We start from the raw sequence: 25,274 nt of genomic DNA, 5'->3' as shown, positions 1-25,274 counted from the left end.
AGGTGGCCGCCACACCCCGTTCTTCAACAACTACCGTCCGCAGTTCTACTTCCGCACCACCGACGTCACCGGCAGCATCGAACTGCCCGAAGGCAAGGAAATGGTCATGCCCGGCGACAACGTGAGCATCACCGTCAAGCTGATCGCTCCGATCGCCATGGAAGAAGGCCTGCGCTTTGCCATTCGTGAAGGCGGCCGCACCGTGGGCGCGGGCGTGGTGGCCAAGATCATCGAGTAAGGAGCAGATCATGGCCAAGCAAAAAATCCGCATCCGCCTGAAAGCGTTCGATTACAAGCTGATCGACCAGTCCGCTGCCGAGATCGTCGACACCGCCAAGCGCACCGGCGCCGTGGTCAAGGGCCCCGTGCCGCTGCCCACGCGCATGAAGCGCTTCGACATCCTGCGTTCGCCGCACGTCAACAAGGCCAGCCGCGACCAGCTCGAGATCCGCACGCACCAGCGCTTGATGGACATCGTCGACCCGACCGACAAGACCGTGGACGCGCTGATGAAGCTCGATCTGCCGGCCGGCGTGGACGTCGAGATCAAGCTGCAGTAAGGCTTTGCGGCCGGCACCGCGCCGCGCCGTTCTGCCGCTCACAGCGCGGGCTTGCCGACAAGGCAGGCCCGCGTTATAATTTAGGGCTTGGCCTTTTGTGGCCAGGACTTTTCAACCCTCTTTCGTACACCAAACGCGCAGGCCAATTGCAGCGGGCGCGGCGAGAGTTCAGGAGCAATAAATGAGTCAAAGCAATCGATTGGGGTTGCTGGGGCGCAAGGTGGGCATGATGCGTCTGTTCACCGATGACGGCGAAGCAGTGCCTGTCACGGTGGTCGATGTGTCGAACAACCGCGTCACCCAGGTCAAGACCCAGGACAACGATGGCTACGTGGCCCTGCAGGTCACGTTCGGTTCGCGCAAGGCTTCGCGCGTGACCAAGCCCGAAGCCGGCCACCTCGCCAAGGCGGGTGTCGAAGCCGGTGAAATCACCCAGGAATTCCGTGTCGACGACGATGTGGCGGGCAAGTACGCCGCTGGCGCCGCCGTGCCGGTGGCCGAGGTGTTCGCGGTCGGTCAGAAGGTGGATGTGCAGGGCACTTCCATCGGCAAGGGCTACGCCGGCACCATCAAGCGCCACAACTTCCGCTCGCAGCGCGCCTCGCACGGCAACAGCCGTTCGCACAACGTGCCGGGCTCGATCTCCATGGCGCAGGATCCGGGTCGCGTGTTCCCGGGCAAGAAGATGACCGGCCACATGGGCGACGAGACCGTCACCACCCAGAACCTGGACGTCATCCGCATCGACGAGGCCCGTCAGCTGCTGCTGATCAAGGGTGCCGTGCCCGGCTCGCGCGGCGGCTTCGTCACCGTGCGCCCGGCCGTCAAGGCCAAGGCCGCCAAAGAGGAGGCCAAGTAATGCAACTCGAACTCCTGAACGACCAGGGCCAGGCCGCGTCCAAGGTGGATGCGCCCGAGACCGTGTTCGGTCGTGACTACAACGAAGCGCTGGTGCACCAGCTGGTGGTGGCCTACCAGGCCAATGCCCGCCAGGGCACGCGCGCCCAGAAGGACCGCGCGCAGGTCAAGCACTCGACCCGCAAGCCGTTCCGCCAGAAGGGCACGGGCAACGCCCGCGCCGGCATGACCTCCTCGCCCCTGTGGCGTGGCGGCGGCCAGATCTTCCCCAGCAGCCCGAACGAGAACTTCAGCCAGAAGATCAACAAGAAGATGTACCGCGCCGGCATGGCGTCCATCTTCTCGCAGCTGGCGCGTGAAGGCCGCCTGGCCGTGATCGAGTCGATGAAGGTCGATTCGCCCAAGACCAAGCAGCTGGCCCAGAAGCTCAAGGACATGAAGCTCGACTCCGTGCTGGTGATCGCCGACGAGGTCGACGAGAACCTGTACCTGGCGTCGCGCAACCTCGGCAAGGTGCTGGTCATCGAGCCGCGCTACGCCGACCCGGTGTCGCTGGTGCACTACAAGAAGGTGCTGGTCACCAAGGGTGCCATCGACAAGCTCAAGGAGATGTTCGCATGAGCCGCATCAACCCGTCGCCCAAAGAGCGCCAATTCGACGAGGGCCGCCTGATGCAGGTGCTCGTCGCTCCGGTGATTTCCGAGAAGGCCACCATGGTGGCCGAGAAGTCCAATGCCGTCACCTTCAAGGTGCTGCGCGATGCCACCAAGCCCGAGATCAAGGCCGCCGTCGAACTGCTGTTCAACGTGCAGGTCAAGGGCGTGTCCGTCGCCAACATCAAGGGCAAGACCAAGCGCTTCGGTCGCACCGTCGGTCGCCGTGACCACGTGCGCAAGGCCTACGTCCTGCTCAAGGAAGGTCAAGAGCTGAACCTGTCCGGGGAGGCTGCGTAAACCATGGCTGTCATCAAGATCAAACCGACCTCGCCGGCCCGCCGTGGCATGGTCAAGGTCTCGCGCGACCACCTGCACAAGGGCGAGGGCTTCGCGCCCCTGCTCGAGCCGCAGTTCCAGAAGGCCGGTCGCAACAACAACGGTCGCATCACCACGCGCCACCGTGGCGGCGGTCATCGCCACCACTACCGCGTGATCGACTTCCGTCGCAACAAGGACGGCATTCCCGCCAAGGTCGAGCGCATCGAGTACGACCCGAACCGCTCGGCCCACATCGCCCTGGTGTGCTACGCCGACGGCGAGCGCCGCTACATCATCGCCCCGCGCGGTGTTGAAGTCGGCAGCCAGCTGATGAGCGGCTCCGAGGCGCCGATCCGCGCCGGCAACACGCTGCCGATCCGCAACATCCCGGTGGGTTCGACCATCCACTGCATCGAGCTCAAGCCCGGTGCCGGTGCGCAGATGGCCCGCTCGGCCGGTACGTCCGCCACGCTGCTGGCGCGCGAAGGCACCTACGCCCAGGTGCGCATGCGCTCGGGCGAGGTGCGCAAGGTGCACATCGAGTGCCGCGCCACCATCGGTGAAGTGGCCAACGAAGAGCACAGCCTGCGCCAGCTCGGCAAGGCCGGCGTCAAGCGCTGGATGGGCATCCGCCCGACGGTGCGCGGCATCGTGATGAACCCGGTCGATCACCCGATGGGTGGTGGCGAGGGCCGCTCCAAGTCGGGCCGCCAGCCGGTCGACCCGTGGGGCAACCTGAGCAAGGGCTACCGCACCCGCGCCAACAAGCGCACGCAGAACATGATCGTTTCGCGTCGCAAGAAGTAAGGACCACAACACATGACTCGTTCTCTGAAAAAGGGTCCGTTCGTGGACCACCACCTGCTCGCCAAGGTCGACAAGGCCGTGGAAAGCAAGGACAAGAAGCCCATCAAGACCTGGTCGCGCCGCTCCATGGTTCTGCCCGAGTTCATCGGCCTGACCATTGCCGTGCACAACGGCAAGCAGCACGTGCCGGTCTATGTCACCGACCAGATGGTTGGCCACAAGCTTGGCGAATTTGCCCTGACGCGCACCTTCAAGGGTCACGCGGCAGACAAGAAAGCCAAGAAGTAAAGGAAACAGACCATGGAAACACGTGCAGTCCTCCGTGGCGTGCGCCTGTCGGTCGACAAGGGCCGTCTGGTGGCCGACCTGATCCGCGGCAAGAAAGTGGATCAGGCGCTGAACACGCTCACCTTCACGCAGAAGAAGGCCGCCGGCATCATCAAGAAGGTGCTGGAATCCGCCATCGCCAACGCCGAGCACAACGACGGTGCCGACATCGACGAGCTCCGCGTCAAGACCATCTACGTCGAGCAGGGCACCACGCTCAAGCGCTCGGCTGCCCGCGCCAAGGGCCGCGGCGCGCGCCTGTCGAAGCCCACGTGCCACGTGTACGTGACGGTCGGCAACTAAGGAAGGCCTGGAAAGACTATGGGACAGAAAATCCATCCGACCGGCTTCCGCCTCGCCGTGAGCCGCAACTGGGCCAGCCGCTGGTATGCCAGCAACCGCGACTTCGCCGGCATGCTGGCCGAAGACATCAAGGTGCGCGAGTACCTGAAGGCCAAGCTCAAGAACGCCGCCGTCTCGCGCGTGCTGATCGAGCGCCCCGCCAAGAACGCCCGCATCACCATCTACTCGGCCCGTCCGGGCGTGGTGATCGGCAAGAAGGGCGAGGACATCGAGAAGCTGAAGAAGGAACTGGCCGAGAAGCTGGGCGTGCCCGTCGCCGTCAACATCGAGGAAGTGCGCAAGCCCGAAGTCGATGCCCAGCTGATCGCCGACAGCATCACGCAGCAGCTCGAAAAGCGCATCATGTTCCGCCGCGCCATGAAGCGCGCCATGCAGAACGCCATGCGCCTGGGTGCCCAGGGCATCAAGATCATGTCCGCCGGCCGCCTGAACGGCATCGAGATCGCCCGCACCGAGTGGTACCGCGAAGGCCGCGTGCCGCTGCACACGCTGCGCGCCGACATCGACTACGGTTTCAGCGAAGCCCGCACCACCTATGGCATCATCGGTGTCAAGGTCTGGGTCTACAAGGGCGACACGCTGGGCCGCAACGATGCGCCCTCGCTGGACAGCACGCCGCGCCCCGAGGGCGAAGAGCGCCGCGGCCCGCGTGGCCCGCGCCGTGACGGCCGTGGTGGCCCCGGTGGCGACCGCCGTGGCGGCCCGCGCCGCGATGCCCGTGGTGGTGGCAACGCCGCCCCTGCCGACGGCAGCGACAAACCCGCCGAAGGCCAGGGTGCCGACGGCCAACCCGCCGTTAAGCGCGTCCGCACCGTCGCCGCGCCCGCTGCAGCAGCGGACGGCGCCAAAGGAGAGTAAACCATGCTGCAACCTGCCCGCAGAAAGTACCGCAAGGAGCACAAGGGCCGCAACACCGGCATTGCCACCCGTGGCAATACCGTGGCCTTCGGCGACTTCGGCCTGAAGTCCACCGATCGCGGCCGCCTGACGGCGCGCCAGATCGAATCCGCGCGTCGCGCCATTTCGCGCCACGTCAAGCGCGGTGGCCGCATCTGGATCCGTGTGTTCCCCGACAAGCCCATCTCCACCAAGCCCGCGGAAGTGCGCATGGGTAACGGCAAGGGCAACCCGGAGTACTACGTGGCCGAGATCCAGCCCGGCAAGGTGCTGTACGAGATCGTCGGTGTGCCCGAGGAGCTGGCGCGCGAGGCATTTGCCCTGGCCGCTGCCAAGCTGCCGCTGCGCACCACCTTCGTCGCCCGCATGATCGGCCAGTAATCAGGAGAACACCAGATGAAAACCGCTGAACTGCGCAAGAAAGACGTCGCCGGCCTGCAAGCCGAGGTGAAGGACCTGCAGAAGGCCCACTTCAACCTGCGCATGCAGAAGGCCACCCAGCAGCTGTCCAACACCGGCCAGCTGAAGACCACGCGCCGCGCCATCGCCCGCGCCAAGACGCTGATTGCTGAAAAGCAAGCCGCCGCCAAGTAAGGAGTGACCATGACGGAAGAAAAGAAATCCCTCAAGCGCACCCTGATCGGCAAGGTCGTCAGCGACAAGCGCGCCAAGACCGTGACGGTGCTGATCGAGCGCCGCGTCAAGCACCCGATCTACGACAAGATCGTGATCCGCTCCAGCAAGTACCACGCCCACGACGAGAACGGCGAGTACAAGCTGGGCGACACGGTCGAGATCACCGAGAGCCGTCCGCTGTCGAAGACCAAGAACTGGGTGGCCACCCGCCTGGTGCAGAAGGCAGCCCAGGTCTGAAGACCACGCTGCGGCGGTGCCCAAGCCGGCGCCGCCAGCACGATGCCAACGAACAGCCCACAATGCGTGGGCTGTTTTGTTTTGCGGGGCTGCGTTCTGGCAGCCTTTTTTGTCACCCAACCCAGGAGCGCATTCCATGATCAAAGTCGGAGATTCCCTGCCCGCCGTCACCCTATCCGAGTACTCGGAGGTCGAGGGCAACGGCTGCAGCCTCGGCCCCAACCCGGTGGACGTGGCCCAGGCCACCGCCGGCAAGACCATCGCCATCTTCGGCCTGCCGGGCGCCTTCACGCCGACCTGCTCGGCCAAGCACGTGCCCAGCTACCTGGACAACCATGACGCACTGAAGGCCGCCGGCGTGGATGAAATCTGGTGCCTGAGCGTGAACGACCCCTTCGTCATGGGCGCCTGGGCACGCGACCAGAAGACCGATGGCAAGGTGCGCATGATCGCCGACGGCGACGCCGCCTTCGCCAAGGCCACGGGCCTGACGCTGGACCTGACGGGCAAGGGCCTGGGCCTGCGCAGCAACCGCTACTCGATGCTGGTGAAGGACGGCAAGGTGGTGACGCTGAACGTCGAGGGACCGGGCAAGTTCGAGGTGAGCGACGGCGCCACCATGCTGGGGCAAGTCAAATAACCCCCCTGATTCCAATTCCAGATCAAAGCTGCCATAGCTCGTCATTCCGGCGCAAGCCGGAATCCAGACGGCGTGTGCGGAGAAACATGGATCCCGGCCTTCGCCGGGATGACGGTGATTGACGCATTGAATTGGAAATGGAATGAGTCCGCTGGCGGCTGCCTTCCCCGAGGGGGACGACGCCAGCGGCCGGCTCAAGGTGAGGCCCCGGCGTTCTGGGGTGGCCTGCTCCGCGACTCTGTCGGCTTGCTGCGCAGCCGGTTCCGATGGGGGGGCCTCGGAAATTTTTTGATGTATCGAATCTGCATCTAGCGCCCAATTATCGGGCGCGAGCAGCTATCAATTCAATACTTCAATACCGCGTCAATCCGTTATCGCCTGATCAGGCGATTCAGCGCAGATCGACCTTCAGGTAATGCGCCCCCGGCAAGGGGTTGTGGTAGTAGGGCGGGATTTCCTCGAAACCCAGGTCCTCGTACAGCGCGCGGGCCGATTCCATGTCGTCCAGCGTGTCCAGCAGCACGCAGTCGTAGCCCAGGCGCACGGCGGCGTCAAGGATCGACTCGGCCAGCATGCGGCCCAGCCCGAAGCCGCGGAAGGCCTTGCGCACGAACAGGCGCTTCATCTCGGCGGCGTTGACGTAATCCACGTCCTCGGCCGGCCGCAGGGCGCAGCAGCCCGCCAGTTCGCCGTCCACCCAGGCCAGCAGCAAGCTGCCGCGCGGCTCGGCGTAGTCGCCGGGCAGGCCGGCCAGCTCTTCCTCGAAGCCCTGAAAATCCAGATCCACGCCCAGCTGCTCGGCGTATTCGAGAAACAGCGCACGCGCAGCATCCAGCTGCTCGGGGCTGGTGGCCAGGGCGATGTCGATCGGCGGTCGTGTGTCCACGGGCGTCAAAAAGGCGGGCGCAGCGGGCCTGCGCCGCGGCCAGTCTACCCCAGCATGCCGCGCTGGCCGAGCTGCACCACCCACCAGACCACGCCCGCCGCGGCGCCCAGCAGCACCAGCGCCAGCAGGCGCGTGGCGGCCGTGTCGCGGGCCGGGGTCACCGGCTCGGCCATCCGCTTGTCGCCCAGCAGCATGGGCGTGATGAGGTTCTTGCGCCGGATCAGGTACACCACGATGGCCAGCACGTGCAGCGCCACCAGGCCGATCACCAGCCACTGGCCCCAGGTCTTGTGCCAGCTGGTCAGCGTCCACACCGTGTCGCCCGAGACCAGCGGCGTCAGCGGCCCGGCAAAGGCGATCTCGTCGTCGGTGAACAGGCCCGTGCCCACCTGCACCGACAGCACCGTCAGCAGCGCCAGCACCGACAGCGCCCCCAGCGGGTTGTGCCCCGCGGTATCGGCCGCCGTGGCGCGGCCGCCCAAATAGCGCGACAGCCGCCCCGGCGTGGGGAAGAAGCTGGCAAAGCGCGACCAGTGCCCGCCCACGAAGCCCCACAGCAGGCGGAAGATCAGCAGCGCGAACACCGCGTAGCCCAGGCGAAAGTGCCAGTTCATGGCGTCGCCGCCCACCTTGGCGGTGATGACGAGGGCGATCACGCAGGCCGCCAGCGCCCAGTGAAACAGGCGCGTGGGCAGGTCCCAGATGCGGGTTGGGTTCATGTCGACAATTACAGTTGGTTAACGCAAGGGCGCTATGCTGCCGCCCGTAGCCTGCCGAGTTTAGTGATGTTTGATCACGCGTTGCAGGCTGCGCCGCGGGCCGCTCATGCAGCCCGTTGCTCATTCAACCCAAGGAGTTTTCACGATGAAGAAAATGATTCGCGCCGCCGCCCTGCTGGCCGCCGCCGCTGCCGTGTCGCTGCCCGCCGCCGCCCAGTTCGCCAAGGCCGAAGACGCCATCAATTACCGCCAGAGCGCCTTCGCCGTGCTCGGCCACCACTTCGGCCGCCTGGGCGCCATGGCCAACGGCAAGATGCCCTACGACGCCGCCGTGGCCGCCGCCGATGGCGACGTCATCGCCGCCGTTTCGGCCCTGCCGTTCACCGGTTTCGTGCCCGGCACCGAAAAAGGCCACGGCACCAAGGTGCGCCCCCAGGCCTGGAAGGAGCTGCCCAAGGTCAAGGAGATGGAGCAGAAGATGATCACCGAAGTCGGCAAGGTGTCGGTGGCTGCCAAGAGCGGCAACCTGGACCAGCTGAAAGCCGCCTTCGGCCCCGCCTCGCAGACCTGCAAGGCCTGCCACGACAACTACCGCGCCCGCTGAGCAGCCGGCACGGGCAGCTCCTGAAACAGGAGCTGCCAGCGCTTGCCACACAAGCGCTGAAGGCCGAAAAGGCATGAAAAAAGCCGCACCCTGGTGCGGCTTTCTTGCGTGCGCCGTGGCTCATTCCATTCTCACTTCGAAACTTCAACCATCGTCATCCCGGCGAAAGCCGCGATCCCTGTCTGCTTTCACTCGCCGTCTGGATTCCGGCTTTCGCCGGAATGACGAACTTGTTGTGGTGTTGATCTGGAAATGACATCAGGCCGCGGCCAGCAGCTTCTCGATCAGCTTGTGCAGCTCGTCGAAGTTGGGCGCGCCCACGTACTTCTTCACGATCTGGCCCTGCTTGTCGACGATGTAGGTGGTCGGCGTCAGCTTCACGTCGCCCCAGGCCTCGGCCACCTTGCCGGTGTTGTCGATGGCGACCTTGAACGGCAGCTTGCGCGTCTGCGCAAAGTTCACCACGTAACTCGGCGGGTCGTACTGCATCGCCACGGCAATGGTGTCGTAGCCCTTGTCCTTGTATTTGTCGTAAGTGGCGACGATCTGCGGCATCTCGGCCACGCAGGTGGTGCAGCTGGTGGCCCAGAAGTTGACCAGCGTGACCTTGCCCTTCATGTCGGCGGTGGTCTGGCTGCTGCCGTCGAGCAGGACGAAGGTGGAGGCGGGTGCTTCGCTCTTGCCGCAGGCGGCCAGCGCCAGCGTGGCAATCGCCAGCGCGGCCAGGGCGAGGCGACGCGTGAGGGTGGTGGGCATGGGCATGATTGTAGAAAACGGCCAAAGACCGGGCGGCCGGCACGGGCGCGCCAGGCCTTCAACGACAGAGCCGCCAAAGCCCGCCAAAGTTCAACCCCCGCGCCCGGCCGGGCAGAATGGGCCGATGCCCGTGCGTGACCGATCAGGCGCCGGCGCCGCGCGGTGCCCGGCATGAACAAGCTGGTCTGGGTTTTTCTGCCTCTGCTGGCTGCCGCGCTGCTGGCCGGCGCGCTGGCGCTGCGCGGCCGGCTGCCCACGCGCGCCAGGCTCAACGCCATCAGCAGCCTGCTGCTGCTGGTCTACCTGCTGGCCACGGCGGGGCTGGGCATCTTCTGGGTGGCCAACCAGCACCTGCCGGTGTTCGACTGGCATTACCTGTTCGGCTACGCCACCGTGCTGCTGGTGGTGCTGCACCTGGCGTTCAACCTGCGCGCGCTGCTCGCCGCGCTGCGCCCGCGCCGCCAGGCGGCCAGTGCGCCCGCCGCCGCCGCGCCGCGCCGCCGCAGGCTGAGCGGGGCGCTGGCCCTGGGCGGGCTGGCCGCGTCGACGGGCGGTGCCTACTGGCTGGGGCTGCGCCATGGGCGCACCGAGCTGCACATTGGTGGCGACCCGGCCGGCCTCGGCGACGCGAATCAGGCGGCCTCGGCACTCGCCGTGGTCGAGGCCTTTCATGCCCATTCGGCCCATTCGCGCGCCGGCGTGCTGCGCCGCGCCGCCAGTGCCGATTGGGGCGGCGCGCCACCGCCGTTCAAGACCCATGCCCAGGCGCCGGCGCAGCCGCTGCCCGCGCCCTGGCGCACGGCGCCGGCCGATCCACCGGGGCTGAACGCCCAGGCCCTGGCCACCCTGCTGTGGGCGGCCGCCGGCATCACCGCCGAGCGCGGCGGCCTGCGCCTGCGCGCCGCGCCCTCGTCCGGCGCGCTGTTCGCCACCGAGCTGTACCTGGCCGTGCGCCAGTTGCCCGGCGTGCCGTCCGGCCTGTGGCATGTCGACGTGCCCGGCCGCGGCCTGCGGCGCCTGGCCGAGGCGCTGCCGCCGGCGCTGGCCGCCACCCTGCCGCCTGGCGTGCCCGTCGCGCTGCTGGCCACCGCGGTGTTCCGCCGCAGCGGCCACAAGTACGGCGAGCGCACCTACCGCTACCTGCTGGGCGACCTGGGCCATGCGCTGGAGAACGTCCGCGTGGCGGGGCAGGCGCTGCATGTGGGCGTGCACTTCGCCCGCGCCTTCGACGAATCGGTGTGGGCCGATGCGCTGCAGCTGGACGAGCGCGAGGAAGGCGTGCTGGCGCAGCTCTGGTTGACCGATGCCGCCGCCACGCCCCGGCCCGTGGCGCCGCCGGCCGACTGGGCGATCCCCCTGCGCCAGGGCAGCGCGCCGCTGGGCATGACCGACGCCGTGCACCGCGCCACCTCGTTGCGCGCGGCGGCCAGCGGAGCGGGCAGCGTGCGCGCCTCGCCCACCGACCGGCCGCCACCGGCCGGTGCGGATTGGCCGCCGCCCGCCGCCGGCTCGCCCGCCATGGGGCGCGCGGCGGCGGTGGCGCTGCCGGCCGCCAGCGGCCCGGTGCCGGCGCTGGCCGATCCGCTGCCGCTCATTGCCGCGCGCCGCTCGGTGCGCCGCTACCGGCCGCAGGCGCTGCCGCTGCCGGTGCTGGGGCAGCTGTTGCGCGCCATGACCACGCCCGCGCCGCAATGGTCTGCCGCCGTGCGCGCCAGTGTGGTGGCGCACGCGGTCGATGGCCTGCCGGCCGGCGCGTGGGCCTGGGTGCCGGTGGCGGATGCGCTGCACGCGCGGCCCGCTGCCGGCGCGCCCGGGCGGCGCCGCAGCCGCGCCGCCGGGCTCGACCAGGACGCCATCGGCGACGCCGCTGCGGTGGTCGTCCTCACGCTCGACCGCGGCGCCTTCGCCGCCGACCCGGCCGGCGCCGCGCGCGGCTGGCGCCATGCCTTCCTCGAATCCGGCCTGTGGGGCGAGCGCCTGTACCTGGCTGGCCAGGCGCTGGGCGTGGGGGTGTGCGCCGTAGGCGCGTTCTACGACGACGCGGCCGCCGCCCTCATCGGCGCCGACCCGGCGCGCGAGTGGGTGGTGCAGTTCGCCGCCCTGGGCTGGCCGGCGTGAGCGGCGGGCCGGTCACGCCAGCGCCAGCAGAAGGCGGTGGAAGGCCTCGGGCTCGCTCAGCATCGGGTCGTGCCCCGTCGCCATGTCGACCACGCGCACGCCGCCGCCACCTTGCCACGCACCGCCCCAGAAGGTCGGATCGGCCAGGCGGGCGCGCGAGGTGTCGATGGTGGGCAGCGCCGGTTGCGTGCAGTTGATGAAGGTGCGCGGCACGGCGGCGACGCGGGTCGGGTCGAAGGGCAGTGGCTGCGTGTAGGTGTGGCCGGGGTGCGGCGTCTGGCGGCGGCGCACCCAGTCGGCGGCGGGGCCGGTGAGGCCGAAGGCGGCCGGGTCGGGCGCGGGAAAGGCGTATTGCGCGTTCGCTTCGGCCCCGGCGATGCGCGCCGCCCGCGTGTCGGGCGCGTGGCCGCTGCTCCAGCTTTCGCCGGGGGCGGGCAGCACGGCATCGACATAGACCAGGTGCCGCAGCTTGCCGGGCCGGCGGTCGGCCACGGCGGTGCCGAGCATGCCGCCGTAGCTGTGCACGACGAGGATGCAGTCGTCGAGTTCCTCGGTGTCCAGCGCGCCCAGCACGTCGGCGATGTGGGTTTCCAGGTCGATGGCGGGCGAGAGCAGGTGGGCGCGCTCGCCCACGCCTGTCAGCGTGACGGCGTGCGCGCGGTGGCCGGCGCGGATCAGCGTGTGCAGCGTGTCGCGCCAGTACCAGGCGCCGCCCCAGGCGCCGTGAACGAGCAGGTAGTGGGCCATGGCGGATCTTCCTTTCGTGCGGGTGGGCGGCAAACGCCTGTATCAGCTGCCGTTTCCAGGTTCAAAACCAGCGATAACGATTTGGCGGGGATTTAAGGTATTGAAAAGAGAGCTGCTTGCGCCCGATTCAAGGGCGCTGGAGCCTTGTTTCATGAATCAATAAATTTCACAAGTCCCCCCCCCTCTTCACTTTCTTGTTGCGGCCCCGCCCTGATGCGGTTTGGCGTTCAAAACAATGACAAATGACCAATGACCGCGGCTGGCGCCGCATGACCGATGAAAAATGCGCCATTTGTCATCGAAGCGCAGCGAAGTCATTCGTCATTCCGGCGTGTGCGGAGAAACATGGAACCCGGCCTTCGCCCCGGATGACGGTGATCGACGCATTGAATTGGAAATGGAGTCAAACCGCCCCCGCATCGCGCAGCGCGGCGATGCGCGCGGCGTCGAAGCCCAGCAGCTCGCCCAGCACCTCGTCGGTGTGCTGGCCCAGCAGGGGCGGCGGCAGGTCGGTGCGCACGGGGGTTTTTTCCAGCTTCAGCGGGCTGGCCACCAGCTTCAGGTCGTGCTTCAGCGGGTGCTGCCAGTGCGTGACCATGCCGCGTGCCTGCACGTGCGGGTCGGCAAACACCTCGGCCAGGTTGTTGATGGCGCCGCAGGGCACCTTGGCGGCCTCCAGCGCGGCCAACCAGTCGGGCTTGGTGCGGGTCTTCATGATCTCGGCCAGCAGCGGCACCAGCGTGGCGCGGTTGCGCACGCGGTCCTGGTTCTTCACGTAGCGCGGGTCTGCGGCCAGGTCGGGCCGGCCGGCCACCTGGCAGAACTTGGCGTACTGGCCGTCGTTGCCCACGGCCAGGATGATGTGGTCGGCGCTGCCGTCGGGCTTGGGCGCCACTTCGAACACCTGATACGGCACGATGTTCTGGTGCGCGTTGCCGGCGCGGCCGGGCACCTTGCCGCTGACCAGGTAGTTGGCGCCCAGGTTGGCCAGCATGGCGGCTTGCGTGTCGAGCAGGGCCATGTCGACGAACTGGCCCTCGCCCGTGCGCTCGGCATGGCGCAGCGCGGCCAGAATGCCCACCGTGGCGTACATGCCGGTGAACAGGTCAGCCACGGCCACGCCCACCTTCTGCGGGCCGCCGCCCAGGTCGTCGCGCTCGCCGGTGATGCTCATCAACCCGCCCATGCCCTGGATGGCGTAGTCGTAGCCGGCGCGCGGCGCATACGGCCCGGTCTGGCCAAAGCCGGTGAGGCTGCAGTAGACGAGGCGCGGGTTGATGGCCTTCAGGCTGTCGTAATCCAGCCCGTAGCGCGCCATGTCGCCCACCTTGAAGTTCTCGATGAACACCTGGCAGTGCTCGGCCAGCGCGCGGATCAGCGCCTGGCCCTCGGGCCTGGCGATGTCGCAGGTCACGCTGCGCTTGTTGCGGTTGGCGCCCAGGTAGTAGGCGGCCTCGTGCGTCTCGCTGCCGTCGTCGGCCGTCAGAAAGGGTGGGCCCCAGGTGCGCGTGTCGTCGCCGGTGCCGGGGCGCTCGATCTTGATCACGTCGGCCCCCAGGTCGGCCAGGGTCTGGGTACACCAGGGGCCGGCCAGCACGCGAGACAGGTCAAGGATGCGGATGCCGTCAAGTGCGTTCATGGCTGCATTCTCGCAAAGGCGCGGGCGATGATTGGGTGTGGGAGCGGGCGGGCCCGCGATGAGACGTCTCGCCGCCACCAACGCTAGATCGCGGGCAAGTCCGCTCCCACACAGCGGATGAGGTCCGAGCGGCATCTGAGACTTCTTGATCATCAAGCAAGGGAGATAGCCACCATCGCTTGCGAAATCTGAAGCCGCGCACGGTTTTCACTATCGCGTTCTGCGCCTTTTGCGAAGTCTTGGCGCTCTCTGCGTTCAGAAAACTCAGCGCCTTTTCAAGTCGACAGCTTTCCCATCAATAATGCGCCGCATGTTTCCGTATCGGCCGGCCCTGTGCGCCGCGGTGGCGCTGGCCGCTGCGGCCTGCACGCCCTCACTCAACTGGCGCGAAGTGCGGCTGGCGCCCACCACCGCCGTGGCCCTGCTGCCCTGCAAGCCCGACCGCGCCGAGCGCAGCGTGCCGCTGGGTGGCGAGCCGACCACGCTGGCCGTTAGCGGCTGCGAAGCCGGCGGCGCCACCTTTGCGCTGATGGCCGCCAAGGTGCCCGCCGGCCGCGCGCCCGACGAGCTGCTGGCCGGCTGGCAGCAGGCCACGCTGGCCAACATGCGCGTCAGCGGCACGCCGGCCAGGCAGCCTTTCCATCCGCCCAAGGGCCTGCCGCTGGCCCACGCCCAGCGCGTGGTGGCCCAGGGGCAGCAGGCCGACGGCCGCAGCGTGACGGCGCAGGCCGTGTGGACGGCGCGCACGGCGGGCGACGGCGGCACCGAGCTGCTGCACGCCGTGATGTACGCCGAGCGCCCGCAGCCGGCCGTGGCCGACGCGTTCTTCGAAGGCATCAAGTGGCCATGACATCCCAGAGCGACACCCTGCCGCGCCGCGCCGCCATCGCGGTGTTCCTGGCCTTCGCGCTGGCCTACTTCATCTCGGCGCTGCTGCGCGCGGTCACGGCCACGCTGTCGCCGGTGCTCACCGACGAGTTCAGCCTGCACGCGCGCGACCTCGGGCTGCTGGCGGGCGGCTACTTTCTGGGCTTTGCCGCCATGCAGCTGCCGCTGGGCAGCTGGCTCGACAGGCACGGGCCGAAGCAGGTGATCCTGGGGCTGCTGACGGTGGCGGTGGCGGGCTGCGCGGTGTTCGCGCTGGCGGGCGGCTTCAGCGGCCTGATGGCGGCGCGCGTGCTGATGGGCGTGGGCGTGGCCGCCTGCCTGATGGCGCCGCTGACCGGCTACCGCCGCTGGTTCGACAGCGGCACGCAGCTGCGCGCCAACTCGTGGATGCTGATGACCGGCTCGCTGGGCATGCTGGCCTCCACCCTGCCGGTGCAGTGGCTGCTGCCAGTGGTGGGCTGGCGCGCGCTGTTCTGGGGGCTGGCGGCGCTGGTGGGGGTGGCCATGGCGGTGATCGCCTGGATCGTGCCGCGCTGGTCTTCGCTTGCTCCTCAAAAAATAGCTGCTGGCGCAGATGGGGCGGGCGCTGAGGGCCAAAAAGGCTCCTATTCAGACATCGCCCGCAATGCGTATTTCCGCCGCGCCTCGCCGCTGGGCGCGGTGTCGTTCGGCGGCATGGTGGCCATCCAGTCGCTGTGGGCCGGGCCGTGGATGACGCGGGTGGGCGGCGCCACGCCGCTGCAGGCGGCCACCGGGCTGTTCTGGCTCAACCTGGGCATGCTGCTCACCTTCTGGGGCTGGGGCCTGCTGCTGCCGCGCATGATGGCGCGCGGCATCTCGGTCGATAGCCTGGTGGCGCGCATCCAGCCGTTCAGCTTCGTGGTGCTGGCGGCGCTGGTGGCGGCCGGGCCGGCGCTGGGCGGCTGGAGCTTCATCCTGCTGGCGCTGTACTGCATGCTCACCACGCCCTCGGCGCAGGTGCAGCCGGTGGTGGCCATGGCCTTTCCGCAGCAGCTGGCGGGGCGCGCGCTGTCGGCCTACAACCTGGTGATCTTCCTCGGCATCTTCTTCGTGCAGTGGGGCATCGGCCTGGGGGCGGATGCGTTCGAGTCGCTCGGCTGGTCGGCCGGCGACGCGCTGCGCGGCGCCATGGGCGTGTTCGGCGGCATCAGCGCGGCGTGCTGGGCGCGCTTCGTGTGGGCCGGACGCCGATAATGGCGGCGTGAACAACGCCGTCCTGCTGATCGCCCACGCCCCGCTGGCCAGCGCCCTGCGCGAGGCAGCGCTGCACGTGTTTCAAGACGCCGCGGCCGACATCGCCGCGCTCGACGTGCAGGCCAGCGCCGCGCCCGAGGACACGCTGGCGCAGGCGCACGCCGCCCAGGCGCAGCTGGGCGGGCGCCCCCTGCTGGTGCTGGCCGACTGCTTTGGCGCCACGCCCTGCAACGTGGCGCAGCGCCTGGTGGCGGGCGCGCCCGACCTGCGGCTGATTGCCGGCGCCAGCCTGCCCATGCTGCTGCGCGCCGTCACCTACCGCGGCCAGCCGCTGGACGACATGGCCCAGCGCGCGCTGGCCGGCGGCGTGCAGGGCGCCATGCCGCTGGGCGGCGGCGCGCCACAGAACCAGCCCCGAAGAGCACCGAATGATCAAGAACGACACGACCATCAGCAATAAGCTGGGCCTGCACGCCCGCGCCTCGGCCAAGCTCACCAAGCTGGCCGGCAGCTACCCGTGCGAGGTGTGGATGAGCCGCGGCGAGCGCCGCGTGAACGCCAAGAGCATCATGGGCGTGATGATGCTGGCCGCCGGCATCGGCAGCCAGGTCACCCTCGAGACCGACGGCGAGCAGGAGCAGGAGGCGATGGAAGCCCTGCTGGCGCTGATCAACGACAAGTTTGGCGAAGGGGAATGACGAAATGACCTCGCCGCTGCGCGGCCTTGATGACGGAATGACGACGGGCGTCGCCTGGTCATGGCACGCCAGCGCCGTCATCGAAGCGCAGCAAGGTCATTCCGTCATCGGATTGAGCGCATGACCTTCTCCATCCACGGCCTTCCCGTCGCCCGCGGCATCGCCATCGGGCGCGCGGTGCTGGTGGCGCCGAGCCGGGTGGAGGTGACGCACTACTTCATCCAGCCGGACGAGATCAAGGCCGAGATCGAACGCCTGCGCGTGGCGCGCGATGCCGTGGTCGACGAGCTGCAGCGCATGCAGGCCGAGATGCCCAAGGACATGCCGCCCGAGCTGGGCGCCATGCTCGACGTGCATCTGATGCTGCTGCAGGACGAGACCCTGGCCTACGAAATCCGCCGCTGGATCAAGGAGCGGCTGTACAACGCCGAGTGGGCGCTGATCAGCCAGCTCGAGGTGGTGGTGCGCCAGTTCGACGAGATGGACGACCCCTACCTGCGCGAGCGCAAGGCCGACCTGGAGCAGGTGGTCGACCGCGTGCTGCGGCACCTGAAGGGCGCCGCCACGCCCATCGCCGCGCCGCCGCCGCGCCCGCCGCGCCAGCAGGACCTGGGGCTGGACGACACGCTGGACGTGCCGCTGGTGCTGGTGGCGCACGACCTGTCGCCGGCCGACATGCTGCAGTTCAAGAAGAGCGTGTTCGCCGGCTTCGTGACCGACGTCGGCGGCAAGACCAGCCACACCGCCATCGTGGCGCGCAGCATGGACATCCCCGCCGTGGTGGGCGCGCGCTCGGCCAGCCAGCTGGTGCGGCAGGACGACTGGGTCATCATCGACGGCGATGCCGGCGTGATGATCGTCGACCCCTCGCCCATCATCCTGGCCGAATACGGCTTCAAGCAGCGCCAGGGCGAGCTGGAGCGCGGCCGCCTGGCACGGCTGAAGAACACGCCCGCCGTCACGCTGGACGGTCAGCGGATCGAGCTGCTGGCCAACATCGAGCAGCCATCGGACACGGCGGCGGCGCTCGGCGTCGGCGCCGTCGGCGTCGGCTTGTTCCGCACCGAATTCCTGTTCATGGGGCGCGAAGGCGACCTGCCGGACGAGGACGAGCAGTACGCCGCCTACCGCGCGGCGGTGGAAGGCATGCACGGCCTGCCGGTGACCATTCGCACCGTCGATGTCGGCGCCGACAAACCGCTGGACGACCGCCGCCCCGACACCCACCTGAACCCCGCGCTGGGCCTGCGCGCCATCCGCTGGAGCCTGGCCGAGCCGGCCATGTTCCTCACCCAGCTGCGCGCCATCCTGCGCGCGGCGGCGCACGGGCAGGTGCACCTGCTCATCCCCATGCTGGCGCACGCCGGCGAGATTCGCCAGACGCTGGAGCTGATCGACAAGGCGCGCGCGCAGCTCGACGAGCGCGGCCGCGTGTACGGCAGCGTCAGCCTGGGCGCGATGATCGAGATTCCGGCGGCGGCGCTGTCGATGCGGCTGTTTCTGCGCCACTTCGACTTCTTGTCGATCGGCACCAACGACCTGATCCAGTACACGCTGGCCATCGACCGCGCCGACGAATCGGTGGCGCATTTGTACGACCAGCTGCACCCGGCCGTGCTGCGCCTGGTGGCCGACACCATTGCCGCTGGCGCGCGCGCGGGCAAGGCCGTCAGCGTGTGCGGCGAAATGGCGGGCGACACCAGCGTCACGCGGCTGCTGCTGGGGCTGGGGCTGCGCAGCTTTTCGATGCACCCGTCGCAGGTACTGGCCGTCAAGCAGGAAATCCTGCGCGCCGACGCGGGCAAGCTGCAAGCCTGGGCGCAGGCCGTGCTGGACAGCGACGAGCCGGCCGAGCTGCTGGTGGGATAGCGGCGCCTTCGCCCGCCTGAAACTTCAAGCCAGTATGCCGCTGGCGCCTGTCCATCAAGCGCGAGCAGCTATAAAAATTGGAGTATCACCTGGCGCGCGTGCCGACCACCGCCGCGCCCAGAATCAGCGCCGTGGCCAGCGCGATGTTCCAGCTTAAGGGCCGGCCCGTGGTGACCATCAGGATCAGCGTTGACAGGAGTGGCGTGAGGTAGCTCAGCACGCCGATCTGCCGGGCGTCGCCGCGCTTGAGGGCCGCGTCCCACAAGAAGAAGGCGCCGCCCAGCGGGCCCAGCCCCAGCAGGGCGATCAGCGCCAGGTCGCGCGCCGACAGCGCCACGCTGGGCTCCAGCAGCGCGTGGCACACCAGCGCCAGCACGCCCGACACCACGCCGAACAGGCCGATGGCGGCCGTGGGAAAGGCGCGGCCCGTCATCGACAGGCGCTTGGTCAGCAGCGAATAGGTGGACCACACCACCGCCGCCGCCGCCGCGCAGCCATAGCCCGCGGCGGCCCACGGCCCGGCGCTGGCGCCCGCGCCGCCGCGCCCCACGATGGCGATCGCCGCCCCGGCAAAACCCAGCACCGCCGCCACCATGTGCAGGTGCGTCAGCCGCACGCCCGGCAGCAGCAGCGGCGCCAGGAACACGATGCCCAGCGGCCACAGGTAGTTGACCAGGTTCGCCTCCACCGGCGGCGCCAACTGCAGCGCGGTGAACAGCAGGAAGTGGTAGCCAAACAGGCCGTACACGCCCAGCGCCAGCGTGGGCCAAGGTACGGCCAGCCGCCGTACGTCAAACCGCACCATGGGCAGCGCCAGCACGCTGCCCAGCAGCAGCGCCAGCCCGGTCAGCAAAAACGGCGGCACGTGCGCCAGCGAAGTGCCCAGCGCGGCCAGCGAAGCCCACAGGCCCACCGCGCCCAGGGCGAGGCCATTGGCCGCCGCAGCGGACGAGGAGGAAGGGCGGGCGGAGGAGGTCAAGGGCGGCGCGGCGCGAGGGCGGTGTAGGTCAGCGATGGGGGCGATGGGCGGACATTGCTTGCGTAAGATAACCGGCTTTCCGCCACCGCCCGCCAGGCCCAGTCGTCTTGCCATGACCTCTCTCACACGCGCCCCACGCGGCCGGATGGCCCGCTCGGTCGTCGCCCGCGCGTCGCCGCGCTGTGGCTGTCGGCCTGCCTGGCGACTGCGGCGTTCGCTGCTGCGCCTTCGGTGCCCGACACGGCCACGTTCGTCGACAAGGCCAGCGGCGTCACCTACGACTACCCGGCCAGCTTCAAGCTGGACCCGGAGTTCCATGGCTCGCCCGTCATGATCGGCGTGTCCGATTCGTCGATGGAAAAAGGCGACATCAGCTTTCGCTTCCTGACCGACCCAGCGCTCGTGCCAAAGGTAGACAGCGCCGCCGACGCCGAGCAGCTGGGCGCCGCGCTGCGCGCGCAACTGGACGCGTCCTTGCGGCGCGCGCAGTTTCAGCGCATGGGCAGCACGCAGCTGCTGGGGCGGCCCGCCGCCGACGTGGTGTACCGGCACATTCTTAATGTGGCTTCACGGCGGCCGCTGCAGCTGCGCCTGGTTGCCACGGTGATCGGTGGCAAGACCTACTCTCTGCGCTGCAGCTACCGGCCGATCTGGCCGCCGAATACGACGCGGTGTGCGACGCCATTCGCGACAGCGCCCGCCTGCGCTGACGGGCCGCTGACCGGCACCGGTGGCTAGGGCATGCCCCGTCGCCGCAGCGCACAAGTGGCTGTAAGCTGTAGTCACCCACCTCTTCTGGAGCTTGAATTCGATCAAACGTGTTTTGACGGGCGCCCTGTGCGCCGCCACCGTAGCCATGCTGGGTGCCGCGCTGCCGGCCCATGCCCAAAGCGCCGACACGCTGTCCAAGATCAGCAGCAGCGGCAAGATGACGTTTGCCTACCGCGAATCGTCGGTGCCGTTCAGCTACCTGGAAGGCCCGGAGAAGCCCATCGGCTTTGCGGTGGACATCAGCAACGCCATCGCCGACGCGGTGCGCAAGCAGACCGGCAAAAGCAACCTCACCGTGGGCTGGCAGGCCGTGACCTCGGCCAACCGCATTCCGCTGCTGCAAAACGGCACGATCGACCTGGAATGCGGCTCCACCACCAACAACAGCGCCCGCGGCAAGGATGTGGACTTTGCCATCAACCATTTCTACACCGGCACGCGCCTGCTGGTGAAGAAGTCGTCGGGCATCAAGAACTACGCCGACCTGAAGGGTACGACGGTGGCCATTACCACCGGCACCACCAATATGCAGGTGGTGCGCCGCTACAACGAGGAAAAAGGGCTGGGCATCAACATCGTGCCCACCAAGGACCACGCCGATGCCGCCCTGCTGGTTGAGGCCGACCGCGCCGCCGCTTTCGCGATGGACGACATCCTGCTGTTTGGCCTGAAGGCCAACGCCAAGGACCCGGCTTCGCTGGAAGTGGTGGGCGATTCGCTGCAGGTCGAGCCCTACGCCTGCATGATTCGCAAGAACGACCCGAAATTCAAGGCGCTGGTCGACGGCGTGATCACCGGCATGATGAAGTCGGGCGAGTTTGAAAAGCTCTACAACAAGTGGTTCATGCAGCCGATCCCGCCGCGCAACCAGAGCATCGGCCTGCCGATGAGCAAGGAGCTGCAGGACAACATCAAGGCCCCTTCCGATAAGCCGGCCACCTGATGGTTTGACCCAAAGTCGCAAGGCCCAAGGCCCGCTTCGAGCGGGCCTTTTTTCTGGGCAATCAGGAAAAGCGCAATGCAGGCGTCGCCCGGCGGCAGGCGCGCGCGAGATCAGGCCTCGGCGTCGGCCTTCTTCAAATGGCGGTAAATGGTCTGGCGGCTGATGCCCAGGCGCCGGGCGGCCTCGCTGACGTTGCCGCCGCCATCGGCCAGCGCCTGCGCGATGGCCTGGCGGGCGATTTTTCGCAAGGCCGCCGGCGGCGCGGCTTCCGGTGCTCCGTCAGCTTGGCCCACCGAAATGGCGCGCGTTTCCGCCGCTTTACCGGCGGGCTGCACCCGCGCTGCCGGGCTGGCCAGCGCATCGCGCAGGTCGCTGGCCAGGTGCGGCCAGTCGATGGCCGGCTCGTGCGCCGGGTCGCGCAGCGCGCAGGCGGTTTGCAGCACGCTGGCCAACTGCCGCAGGTTGCCCGGCCATGTGTAGCCGCGCAGCGCGGCCAGCAGATCGGGCGCGATGCGCACGCCGCTGTCGTCCCACTGCGCCAGCATGCGCGTGGCCAGCGCATCGAAGTCCTCGCGCTCGCGCAAGGCGGGCAGCTTCACGCTGAAGCCGTTGAGGCGGTAGTACAGGTCGCTGCGAAAGCGCCCTTCCGCCACCGCGTCGGCCAGCACGCAGTGCGTGGCGCTGACCAAGGCAAAGTCCACAGGCACCGGCGTGCCGCCCAGCGGCGTGACCTTTTTTTCCTGCAGCACGCGCAGCAGCCGGGTTTGCAGCAGCAGCGGCATGTCGCCGATCTCGTCCAGGAAGAGCGTGCCGCCCTCGGCCTCGCGGATGCGGCCCAGGCTGCCGCCCTTTTGCGCGCCGGTGTAGGCGCCGGGGGCGTAGCCGAACAGCTCTGCCTCGATCAGCGATTCCGGGATGGCCGCGCAGTTGACGGCCACGAAGGGCCGGCCGCGCCGCGGCCCGCTGTCGTGGCAGGCCCTGGCGAAGACTTCCTTGCCGACGCCCGATTCGCCCTGGATGAGCAGTGCGATGGGCTTGTCCAGAATGCGGCGCACCTGTTGCGCGGCGCGGCGCCATTGCGCGTCGCCCGTGTCGCTGGCTGCCAGCGCGTCCACGCGAGCCTCGGGAACGACAGTGCGCGCGGGCGTGCGCTGCGCGGGTTGCTCAACCCGCAAGAACATGCGCCGACCGTCCGGCAGGCGCACGGTGTGCGGTTCGCGCCCCGTGCGGGCCAGCAGGTGCGCCAGGCGTTCTTGCAGGCGCGTTTCCAGCTGAAGCGCAAAGAAGTCGTGCGGCGCCAGGCGCAGGGCGCGAATCGCTTCCTGGTTGGCGCCCAGCAGCGTGCCGCTTTCTGACAGCACCACGATGCCCTCGGCTGGCGTGTCCAGCCCTTCGGCGGCGCTGTGCAGGTGCACGCGCACCGCATCGCGGTAACGTGCCTTGAGCCAGTTGTTTTCGATCAGCCGCGCCGCGCTGCTGGCCAGCCCCAGCGCGTGCATGTGCGATGCGCGCTCGTCGCCCGAAATGTCGATGGCGCCAGCCACGGCCCCCTGCGCGGTGAAGATGGGCGCGGCCGAGCAATGCAGGAAGCCATTGCGTTCCAGATAGTGCTCGCCGGCCCGCACCTGCAGCGCGCTGGCGTCTTCGATGGCGGTGCCGATGGCGTTGGTGCCCCGCACCGATTCGCGCCAGGACGCGCCGGTGCGCAGCTCCACCCGCTGCGCCTTGGTCAAAAAGCCGTGGTCGCCCACCGTGTGCAGCAGCATGCTGTCTACGTCGGCCAGCACCACCATGCAGTCGCCGCCGCGAATCTGGCCGTACATGAAGTCCATCACCGGGCGGGCGAAAGACAGCATCTGCGCGTTTTGCTCCAGCGATTGCGACAGGCTCAGCCCGCCCGCGGGCTCGGCCAGCTCGCGGCCGCCGAAAGGCGGCAAGCCTGCGTGCAGGCTGCGCTGCCAGGAGCGCGCCAGGCGGTCGTTCAACGCGCTGGGCAGGCAGGCACCGTGGTCCAGCAGGTGCCGGCGTGCCAGCTGCAGGCTGTCGGTCGCAATACCCATGGCTGTCTGTCTCCTGATCGGCCTGCCGAGGGGCGGCATGGCGGGTGTCGGGTGCCCGTGCGCACCGGCGTTCAAGCGCGCGGTCGGTGGGCTGTGCCAGTCTATCGGAGCGGCGCGGCGTATGAAATGCCCCTGCTCGGATGTGACGTTCCAAATTGTCCGGGCCTGTCACGCCCGCTGTTCCATAAAGTGACATTGCCCCGGGGCCAAGCCAAGCCACAGGGCTGCCAATTACAGGGTAAACCCGCGCCTTTGGCCCAGGTGTGCCAAGCTGGCACGGCCTGTGTATCTGTGCCTGCAGCCGACCCGCCTTGGGCGGCCGCATACCTACCTCTCAGGAGACAAGACCATGGACATGTTTGAGCTCAAGCGTTTCGGCCTCGAAGCCGCCTACCCCTACAAACAGCAGTACGACAACTACATCGGCGGCAAATGGGTGCCCCCGTCGGCTGGCCGCTACTTCGAAAACGTCTCCCCCATCACCGGCAAGCCCTTCACCAAGGTCGCCCAGTCCGACGCCGAGGATGTGAACCGCGCCCTGGACGCCGCCCACGCCGCACAGGCCGCCTGGGCCAAGACCTCGGTCACCGAGCGCTCCAACATCCTGCTGAAGATCGCCGACCGCATGGAGCAGCATCTGCAGACGCTGGCCATCGCCGAAACCATCGACAACGGCAAGCCGCTGCGCGAAACCATGGCGGCCGACATTCCGCTGGCCATCGACCATTTCCGCTACTTCGCGGGCGCCATCCGCGCGCAGGAAGGCGGCATCTCCGAGATCGACGAAACCACGGTTGCATACCACTTCCATGAGCCTATCGGCGTGGTCGGCCAGATCATTCCCTGGAACTTCCCGCTGCTGATGGCTTCGTGGAAGTTGCCGCCCGCGCTGGCCGCCGGTTGCTGCGTGGTGATGAAGCCCGCCGAGCAAACGCCTGCCTCCATCATGGTGCTGATGGAGCTGATTGGCGACCTGCTGCCGCCCGGCGTGGTCAACATCGTCAACGGCTTCGGCAAGGAAGCGGGCGAGGCGCTGGCCACCAGCACGCGCATTGCAAAAATAGCCTTCACCGGCTCCACCCCCGTGGGCCAGCGCATCCTGCGCGCGGCGGCCGACAACCTGATCCCCTCCACCGTCGAGCTGGGTGGCAAGAGCCCCAACATATTCTTTGCCGACGTGATGGACCACGACGACGCCTTCCTCGACAAGGCGCTGGAAGGCCTGTCGATGTTCGCGCTGAACCAGGGCGAGATTTGCACCTGCCCGTCGCGCATCCTGATTCAAGAATCGATCTACGACCGCTTCATCGAGCGCGCCCTCAAGCGCGTGTCCGCCATCAAGCAAGGCCACCCGCTGGACACCAGCACCATGGTGGGCGCGCAGGTGTCGCAGCAGCAGATGGAGCGCATCCTGGGCTACATCGACATCGGCCGCAATGAAGGCGTGCAGACTCTGACGGGTGGCGAGCGCAACCGCCAGGGCGGCGACATCAACGACGGCTTCTACGTCAAGCCCACGCTGCTGTTCGGCAAGAACGACATGCGCGTGTTCCAGGAAGAGATCTTCGGCCCGGTGGCGTCGGTCACCACCTTCAAGGACATGGACGAAGCCATCCACATCGCCAACGACACCACCTTCGGCCTGGGCGCAGGCGTGTGGTCGCGCAACGGCAACACGGCCTACAAAGTGGGCCGCGCGGTGCAGGCCGGCCGCGTGTGGACCAACTGCTACCACCTGTACCCCGCGCACGCGGCCTTCGGTGGTTACAAGAAGTCCGGCATCGGCCGTGAAAACCACCAGATGGCGCTGAACAACTACCAGCAGACCAAGAACCTGCTGGTCAGCTACAGCGAGAACAAGCTCGGCTTCTTCTGAGACCCCTGCCCCGGACGGCATGGATGGAGTTGGCCCGCCGCGCAGTCATGCGCCGGCGGGCCTTTTTTTGTCATGCAGGCGGGTGCAGCAGGATGATGGTTTGCTTCAATAAATATAGCTGTCAGCGCTGATCAGGCGGGCGCTAGCCCGGATATTTCACGCATGTAGCCAACGGCGTGCGCAGCGGGGCATCGCGGCGCGGATTTG

General features: G+C 68.2%; 30 protein-coding genes. 23 read left to right on the top strand and 7 right to left on the bottom strand.

Annotation, left to right across the window (positions count from 1 at the left end; all coding sequences use genetic code 11):
• The 13 genes from ACFSCU_RS18900 to ACFSCU_RS18840 form a co-directional block, all read left to right on the top strand.
• Window positions 1-238, top strand: a 238-nt coding sequence (locus ACFSCU_RS18900; RefSeq protein WP_377559908.1) for an EF-Tu C-terminal domain-related protein, incomplete at its 5' end; no start/stop codon positions are given.
• A 10-nt stretch (window positions 239-248) separates the two neighbouring features.
• Entirely contained in the window at window positions 249-560 is a 312-nt protein-coding gene (gene rpsJ / locus ACFSCU_RS18895; protein WP_333708052.1) for a 30S ribosomal protein S10, read from the top strand.
• A 181-nt stretch (window positions 561-741) separates the two neighbouring features.
• Window positions 742-1,419, top strand: coding sequence for a 50S ribosomal protein L3 (rplC, locus tag ACFSCU_RS18890; RefSeq protein ID WP_180550521.1), 678 nt, complete (start codon window positions 742-744; stop codon window positions 1,417-1,419).
• Entirely contained in the window at window positions 1,419-2,039 is a 621-nt protein-coding gene (rplD, locus tag ACFSCU_RS18885) for a 50S ribosomal protein L4 (RefSeq protein WP_180550522.1), read from the top strand. Before rplC ends, rplD begins: the two co-directional genes overlap by 1 nt.
• Window positions 2,036-2,371: a 50S ribosomal protein L23 gene (rplW, locus tag ACFSCU_RS18880; RefSeq protein WP_317749225.1), complete on the top strand. Its 336-nt coding sequence runs from the start codon at window positions 2,036-2,038 to the stop codon at window positions 2,369-2,371. The genes rplD and rplW overlap by 4 nt, the downstream gene beginning before the upstream one ends.
• Before the next feature lie 3 nt (window positions 2,372-2,374).
• Window positions 2,375-3,199 (top strand): 50S ribosomal protein L2, encoded by an 825-nt coding sequence (gene rplB, locus ACFSCU_RS18875; protein ID WP_333708059.1) that lies wholly within the window; start codon window positions 2,375-2,377, stop codon window positions 3,197-3,199.
• 12 nt (window positions 3,200-3,211) lie between these two features.
• Entirely contained in the window at window positions 3,212-3,487 is a 276-nt protein-coding gene (gene rpsS / locus ACFSCU_RS18870) for a 30S ribosomal protein S19 (protein ID WP_180550523.1), read from the top strand.
• Between the two features lie 12 nt (window positions 3,488-3,499).
• Entirely contained in the window at window positions 3,500-3,829 is a 330-nt protein-coding gene (gene rplV, locus ACFSCU_RS18865; RefSeq protein WP_106701745.1) for a 50S ribosomal protein L22, read from the top strand.
• Between the two features lie 18 nt (window positions 3,830-3,847).
• A complete protein-coding gene (rpsC, locus tag ACFSCU_RS18860) occupies window positions 3,848-4,747 on the top strand; it encodes a 30S ribosomal protein S3 (protein WP_333708064.1) in 900 nt (299 codons plus the stop codon).
• Window positions 4,748-4,750: 3 nt separating this feature from the next.
• Window positions 4,751-5,167, top strand: a complete 417-nt coding sequence (gene rplP, locus ACFSCU_RS18855; protein WP_180550524.1) for a 50S ribosomal protein L16 — start codon at window positions 4,751-4,753, stop codon at window positions 5,165-5,167.
• A gap of 15 nt (window positions 5,168-5,182) precedes the next feature.
• On the top strand, window positions 5,183-5,380 hold the full coding sequence (rpmC, locus tag ACFSCU_RS18850; protein ID WP_180550525.1) for a 50S ribosomal protein L29: 198 nt from the start codon (window positions 5,183-5,185) through the stop codon (window positions 5,378-5,380).
• Window positions 5,381-5,389: 9 nt separating this feature from the next.
• On the top strand, window positions 5,390-5,659 hold the full coding sequence (gene rpsQ, locus ACFSCU_RS18845; protein WP_180550526.1) for a 30S ribosomal protein S17: 270 nt from the start codon (window positions 5,390-5,392) through the stop codon (window positions 5,657-5,659).
• 136 nt (window positions 5,660-5,795) lie between these two features.
• On the top strand, window positions 5,796-6,299 hold the full coding sequence (locus ACFSCU_RS18840; protein ID WP_180550527.1) for a peroxiredoxin: 504 nt from the start codon (window positions 5,796-5,798) through the stop codon (window positions 6,297-6,299).
• Between the two features lie 391 nt (window positions 6,300-6,690).
• On the opposite strand, the gene ACFSCU_RS18835 is transcribed toward ACFSCU_RS18840, so the two are convergent.
• The gene (locus ACFSCU_RS18835; protein ID WP_308645921.1) at window positions 6,691-7,167 is read right to left on the bottom strand and encodes a GNAT family N-acetyltransferase; all 477 of its coding nucleotides are present in this window, start codon (window positions 7,165-7,167) and stop codon (window positions 6,691-6,693) included.
• A 62-nt stretch (window positions 7,168-7,229) separates the two neighbouring features.
• On the bottom strand, window positions 7,230-7,904 hold the full coding sequence (locus tag ACFSCU_RS18830; RefSeq protein WP_377561345.1) for a cytochrome b/b6 domain-containing protein: 675 nt from the start codon (window positions 7,902-7,904) through the stop codon (window positions 7,230-7,232).
• A 145-nt stretch (window positions 7,905-8,049) separates the two neighbouring features.
• Between ACFSCU_RS18830 and ACFSCU_RS18825 the strand changes: the two genes are divergently transcribed.
• Entirely contained in the window at window positions 8,050-8,508 is a 459-nt protein-coding gene (locus ACFSCU_RS18825; RefSeq protein WP_180550529.1) for a c-type cytochrome, read from the top strand.
• 258 nt (window positions 8,509-8,766) lie between these two features.
• Here ACFSCU_RS18825 and ACFSCU_RS18820 read toward each other — a convergent pair whose 3' ends face one another.
• The gene (locus ACFSCU_RS18820; RefSeq protein ID WP_180550530.1) at window positions 8,767-9,264 is read right to left on the bottom strand and encodes a TlpA disulfide reductase family protein; all 498 of its coding nucleotides are present in this window, start codon (window positions 9,262-9,264) and stop codon (window positions 8,767-8,769) included.
• 171 nt (window positions 9,265-9,435) lie between these two features.
• Here ACFSCU_RS18820 and ACFSCU_RS18815 point away from each other — a divergent pair, with 171 nt between their 5' ends.
• Window positions 9,436-11,382: a nitroreductase family protein gene (locus tag ACFSCU_RS18815; RefSeq protein WP_377561344.1), complete on the top strand. Its 1,947-nt coding sequence runs from the start codon at window positions 9,436-9,438 to the stop codon at window positions 11,380-11,382.
• A 12-nt stretch (window positions 11,383-11,394) separates the two neighbouring features.
• On the opposite strand, the gene ACFSCU_RS18810 is transcribed toward ACFSCU_RS18815, so the two are convergent.
• Window positions 11,395-12,129, bottom strand: a complete 735-nt coding sequence (locus ACFSCU_RS18810; RefSeq protein ID WP_180550533.1) for an alpha/beta fold hydrolase — start codon at window positions 12,127-12,129, stop codon at window positions 11,395-11,397.
• 403 nt (window positions 12,130-12,532) lie between these two features.
• Window positions 12,533-13,768 (bottom strand): CaiB/BaiF CoA transferase family protein, encoded by a 1,236-nt coding sequence (locus tag ACFSCU_RS18805; RefSeq protein WP_377561343.1) that lies wholly within the window; start codon window positions 13,766-13,768, stop codon window positions 12,533-12,535.
• A gap of 310 nt (window positions 13,769-14,078) precedes the next feature.
• Here ACFSCU_RS18805 and ACFSCU_RS18800 point away from each other — a divergent pair, with 310 nt between their 5' ends.
• The 5 genes from ACFSCU_RS18800 to ptsP all read left to right on the top strand — a co-directional run bounded on the left by ACFSCU_RS18800 (window position 14,079) and on the right by ptsP (window position 18,438).
• Window positions 14,079-14,618, top strand: coding sequence for a hypothetical protein (locus ACFSCU_RS18800; RefSeq protein WP_377561342.1), 540 nt, complete (start codon window positions 14,079-14,081; stop codon window positions 14,616-14,618).
• On the top strand, window positions 14,615-15,871 hold the full coding sequence (locus ACFSCU_RS18795; protein WP_377561341.1) for an MFS transporter: 1,257 nt from the start codon (window positions 14,615-14,617) through the stop codon (window positions 15,869-15,871). Before ACFSCU_RS18800 ends, ACFSCU_RS18795 begins: the two co-directional genes overlap by 4 nt.
• Window positions 15,872-15,878: 7 nt before the next feature.
• A complete protein-coding gene (locus ACFSCU_RS18790) occupies window positions 15,879-16,331 on the top strand; it encodes a PTS sugar transporter subunit IIA (RefSeq protein WP_377561340.1) in 453 nt (150 codons plus the stop codon).
• Entirely contained in the window at window positions 16,300-16,569 is a 270-nt protein-coding gene (locus ACFSCU_RS18785) for an HPr family phosphocarrier protein (RefSeq protein ID WP_180550536.1), read from the top strand. Before ACFSCU_RS18790 ends, ACFSCU_RS18785 begins: the two co-directional genes overlap by 32 nt.
• 120 nt (window positions 16,570-16,689) lie before the next feature.
• Window positions 16,690-18,438 (top strand): phosphoenolpyruvate--protein phosphotransferase, encoded by a 1,749-nt coding sequence (gene ptsP / locus ACFSCU_RS18780; protein ID WP_377561339.1) that lies wholly within the window; start codon window positions 16,690-16,692, stop codon window positions 18,436-18,438.
• A gap of 85 nt (window positions 18,439-18,523) precedes the next feature.
• Here the strand turns inward: ptsP and ACFSCU_RS18775 are convergent, their stop codons facing one another.
• Window positions 18,524-19,417 carry a DMT family transporter gene (locus tag ACFSCU_RS18775; protein WP_333706809.1) on the bottom strand — a complete coding sequence of 298 codons (894 nt, stop codon included), beginning with the start codon at window positions 19,415-19,417 and terminating at the stop codon, window positions 18,524-18,526.
• A 231-nt stretch (window positions 19,418-19,648) separates the two neighbouring features.
• Between ACFSCU_RS18775 and ACFSCU_RS18770 the strand changes: the two genes are divergently transcribed.
• Both ACFSCU_RS18770 and ACFSCU_RS18765 read left to right on the top strand, forming a co-directional pair.
• Window positions 19,649-20,155: a hypothetical protein gene (locus tag ACFSCU_RS18770; protein WP_180550537.1), complete on the top strand. Its 507-nt coding sequence runs from the start codon at window positions 19,649-19,651 to the stop codon at window positions 20,153-20,155.
• A gap of 118 nt (window positions 20,156-20,273) precedes the next feature.
• On the top strand, window positions 20,274-21,131 hold the full coding sequence (locus ACFSCU_RS18765; protein ID WP_180551791.1) for an amino acid ABC transporter substrate-binding protein: 858 nt from the start codon (window positions 20,274-20,276) through the stop codon (window positions 21,129-21,131).
• Window positions 21,132-21,241: 110 nt separating this feature from the next.
• On the opposite strand, the gene ACFSCU_RS18760 is transcribed toward ACFSCU_RS18765, so the two are convergent.
• Window positions 21,242-23,191 (bottom strand): sigma-54-dependent Fis family transcriptional regulator, encoded by a 1,950-nt coding sequence (locus tag ACFSCU_RS18760; RefSeq protein WP_333706810.1) that lies wholly within the window; start codon window positions 23,189-23,191, stop codon window positions 21,242-21,244.
• 349 nt (window positions 23,192-23,540) lie between these two features.
• Between ACFSCU_RS18760 and exaC the strand changes: the two genes are divergently transcribed.
• The gene (gene exaC / locus ACFSCU_RS18755) at window positions 23,541-25,067 is read left to right on the top strand and encodes an acetaldehyde dehydrogenase ExaC (protein ID WP_333706811.1); all 1,527 of its coding nucleotides are present in this window, start codon (window positions 23,541-23,543) and stop codon (window positions 25,065-25,067) included.
• Window positions 25,068-25,274 lie beyond the last annotated feature (207 nt).

The sequence above is a fragment of the Ottowia beijingensis genome, from assembly GCF_042680925.1.
In the GTDB taxonomy this organism is placed as follows: Bacteria; Pseudomonadota; Gammaproteobacteria; order Burkholderiales; family Burkholderiaceae_C; genus Ottowia; species Ottowia beijingensis.
The sequence above is the reverse complement of the archived record's forward strand: the minus strand, read 5'-3'. Positions and strand labels throughout refer to the sequence as shown.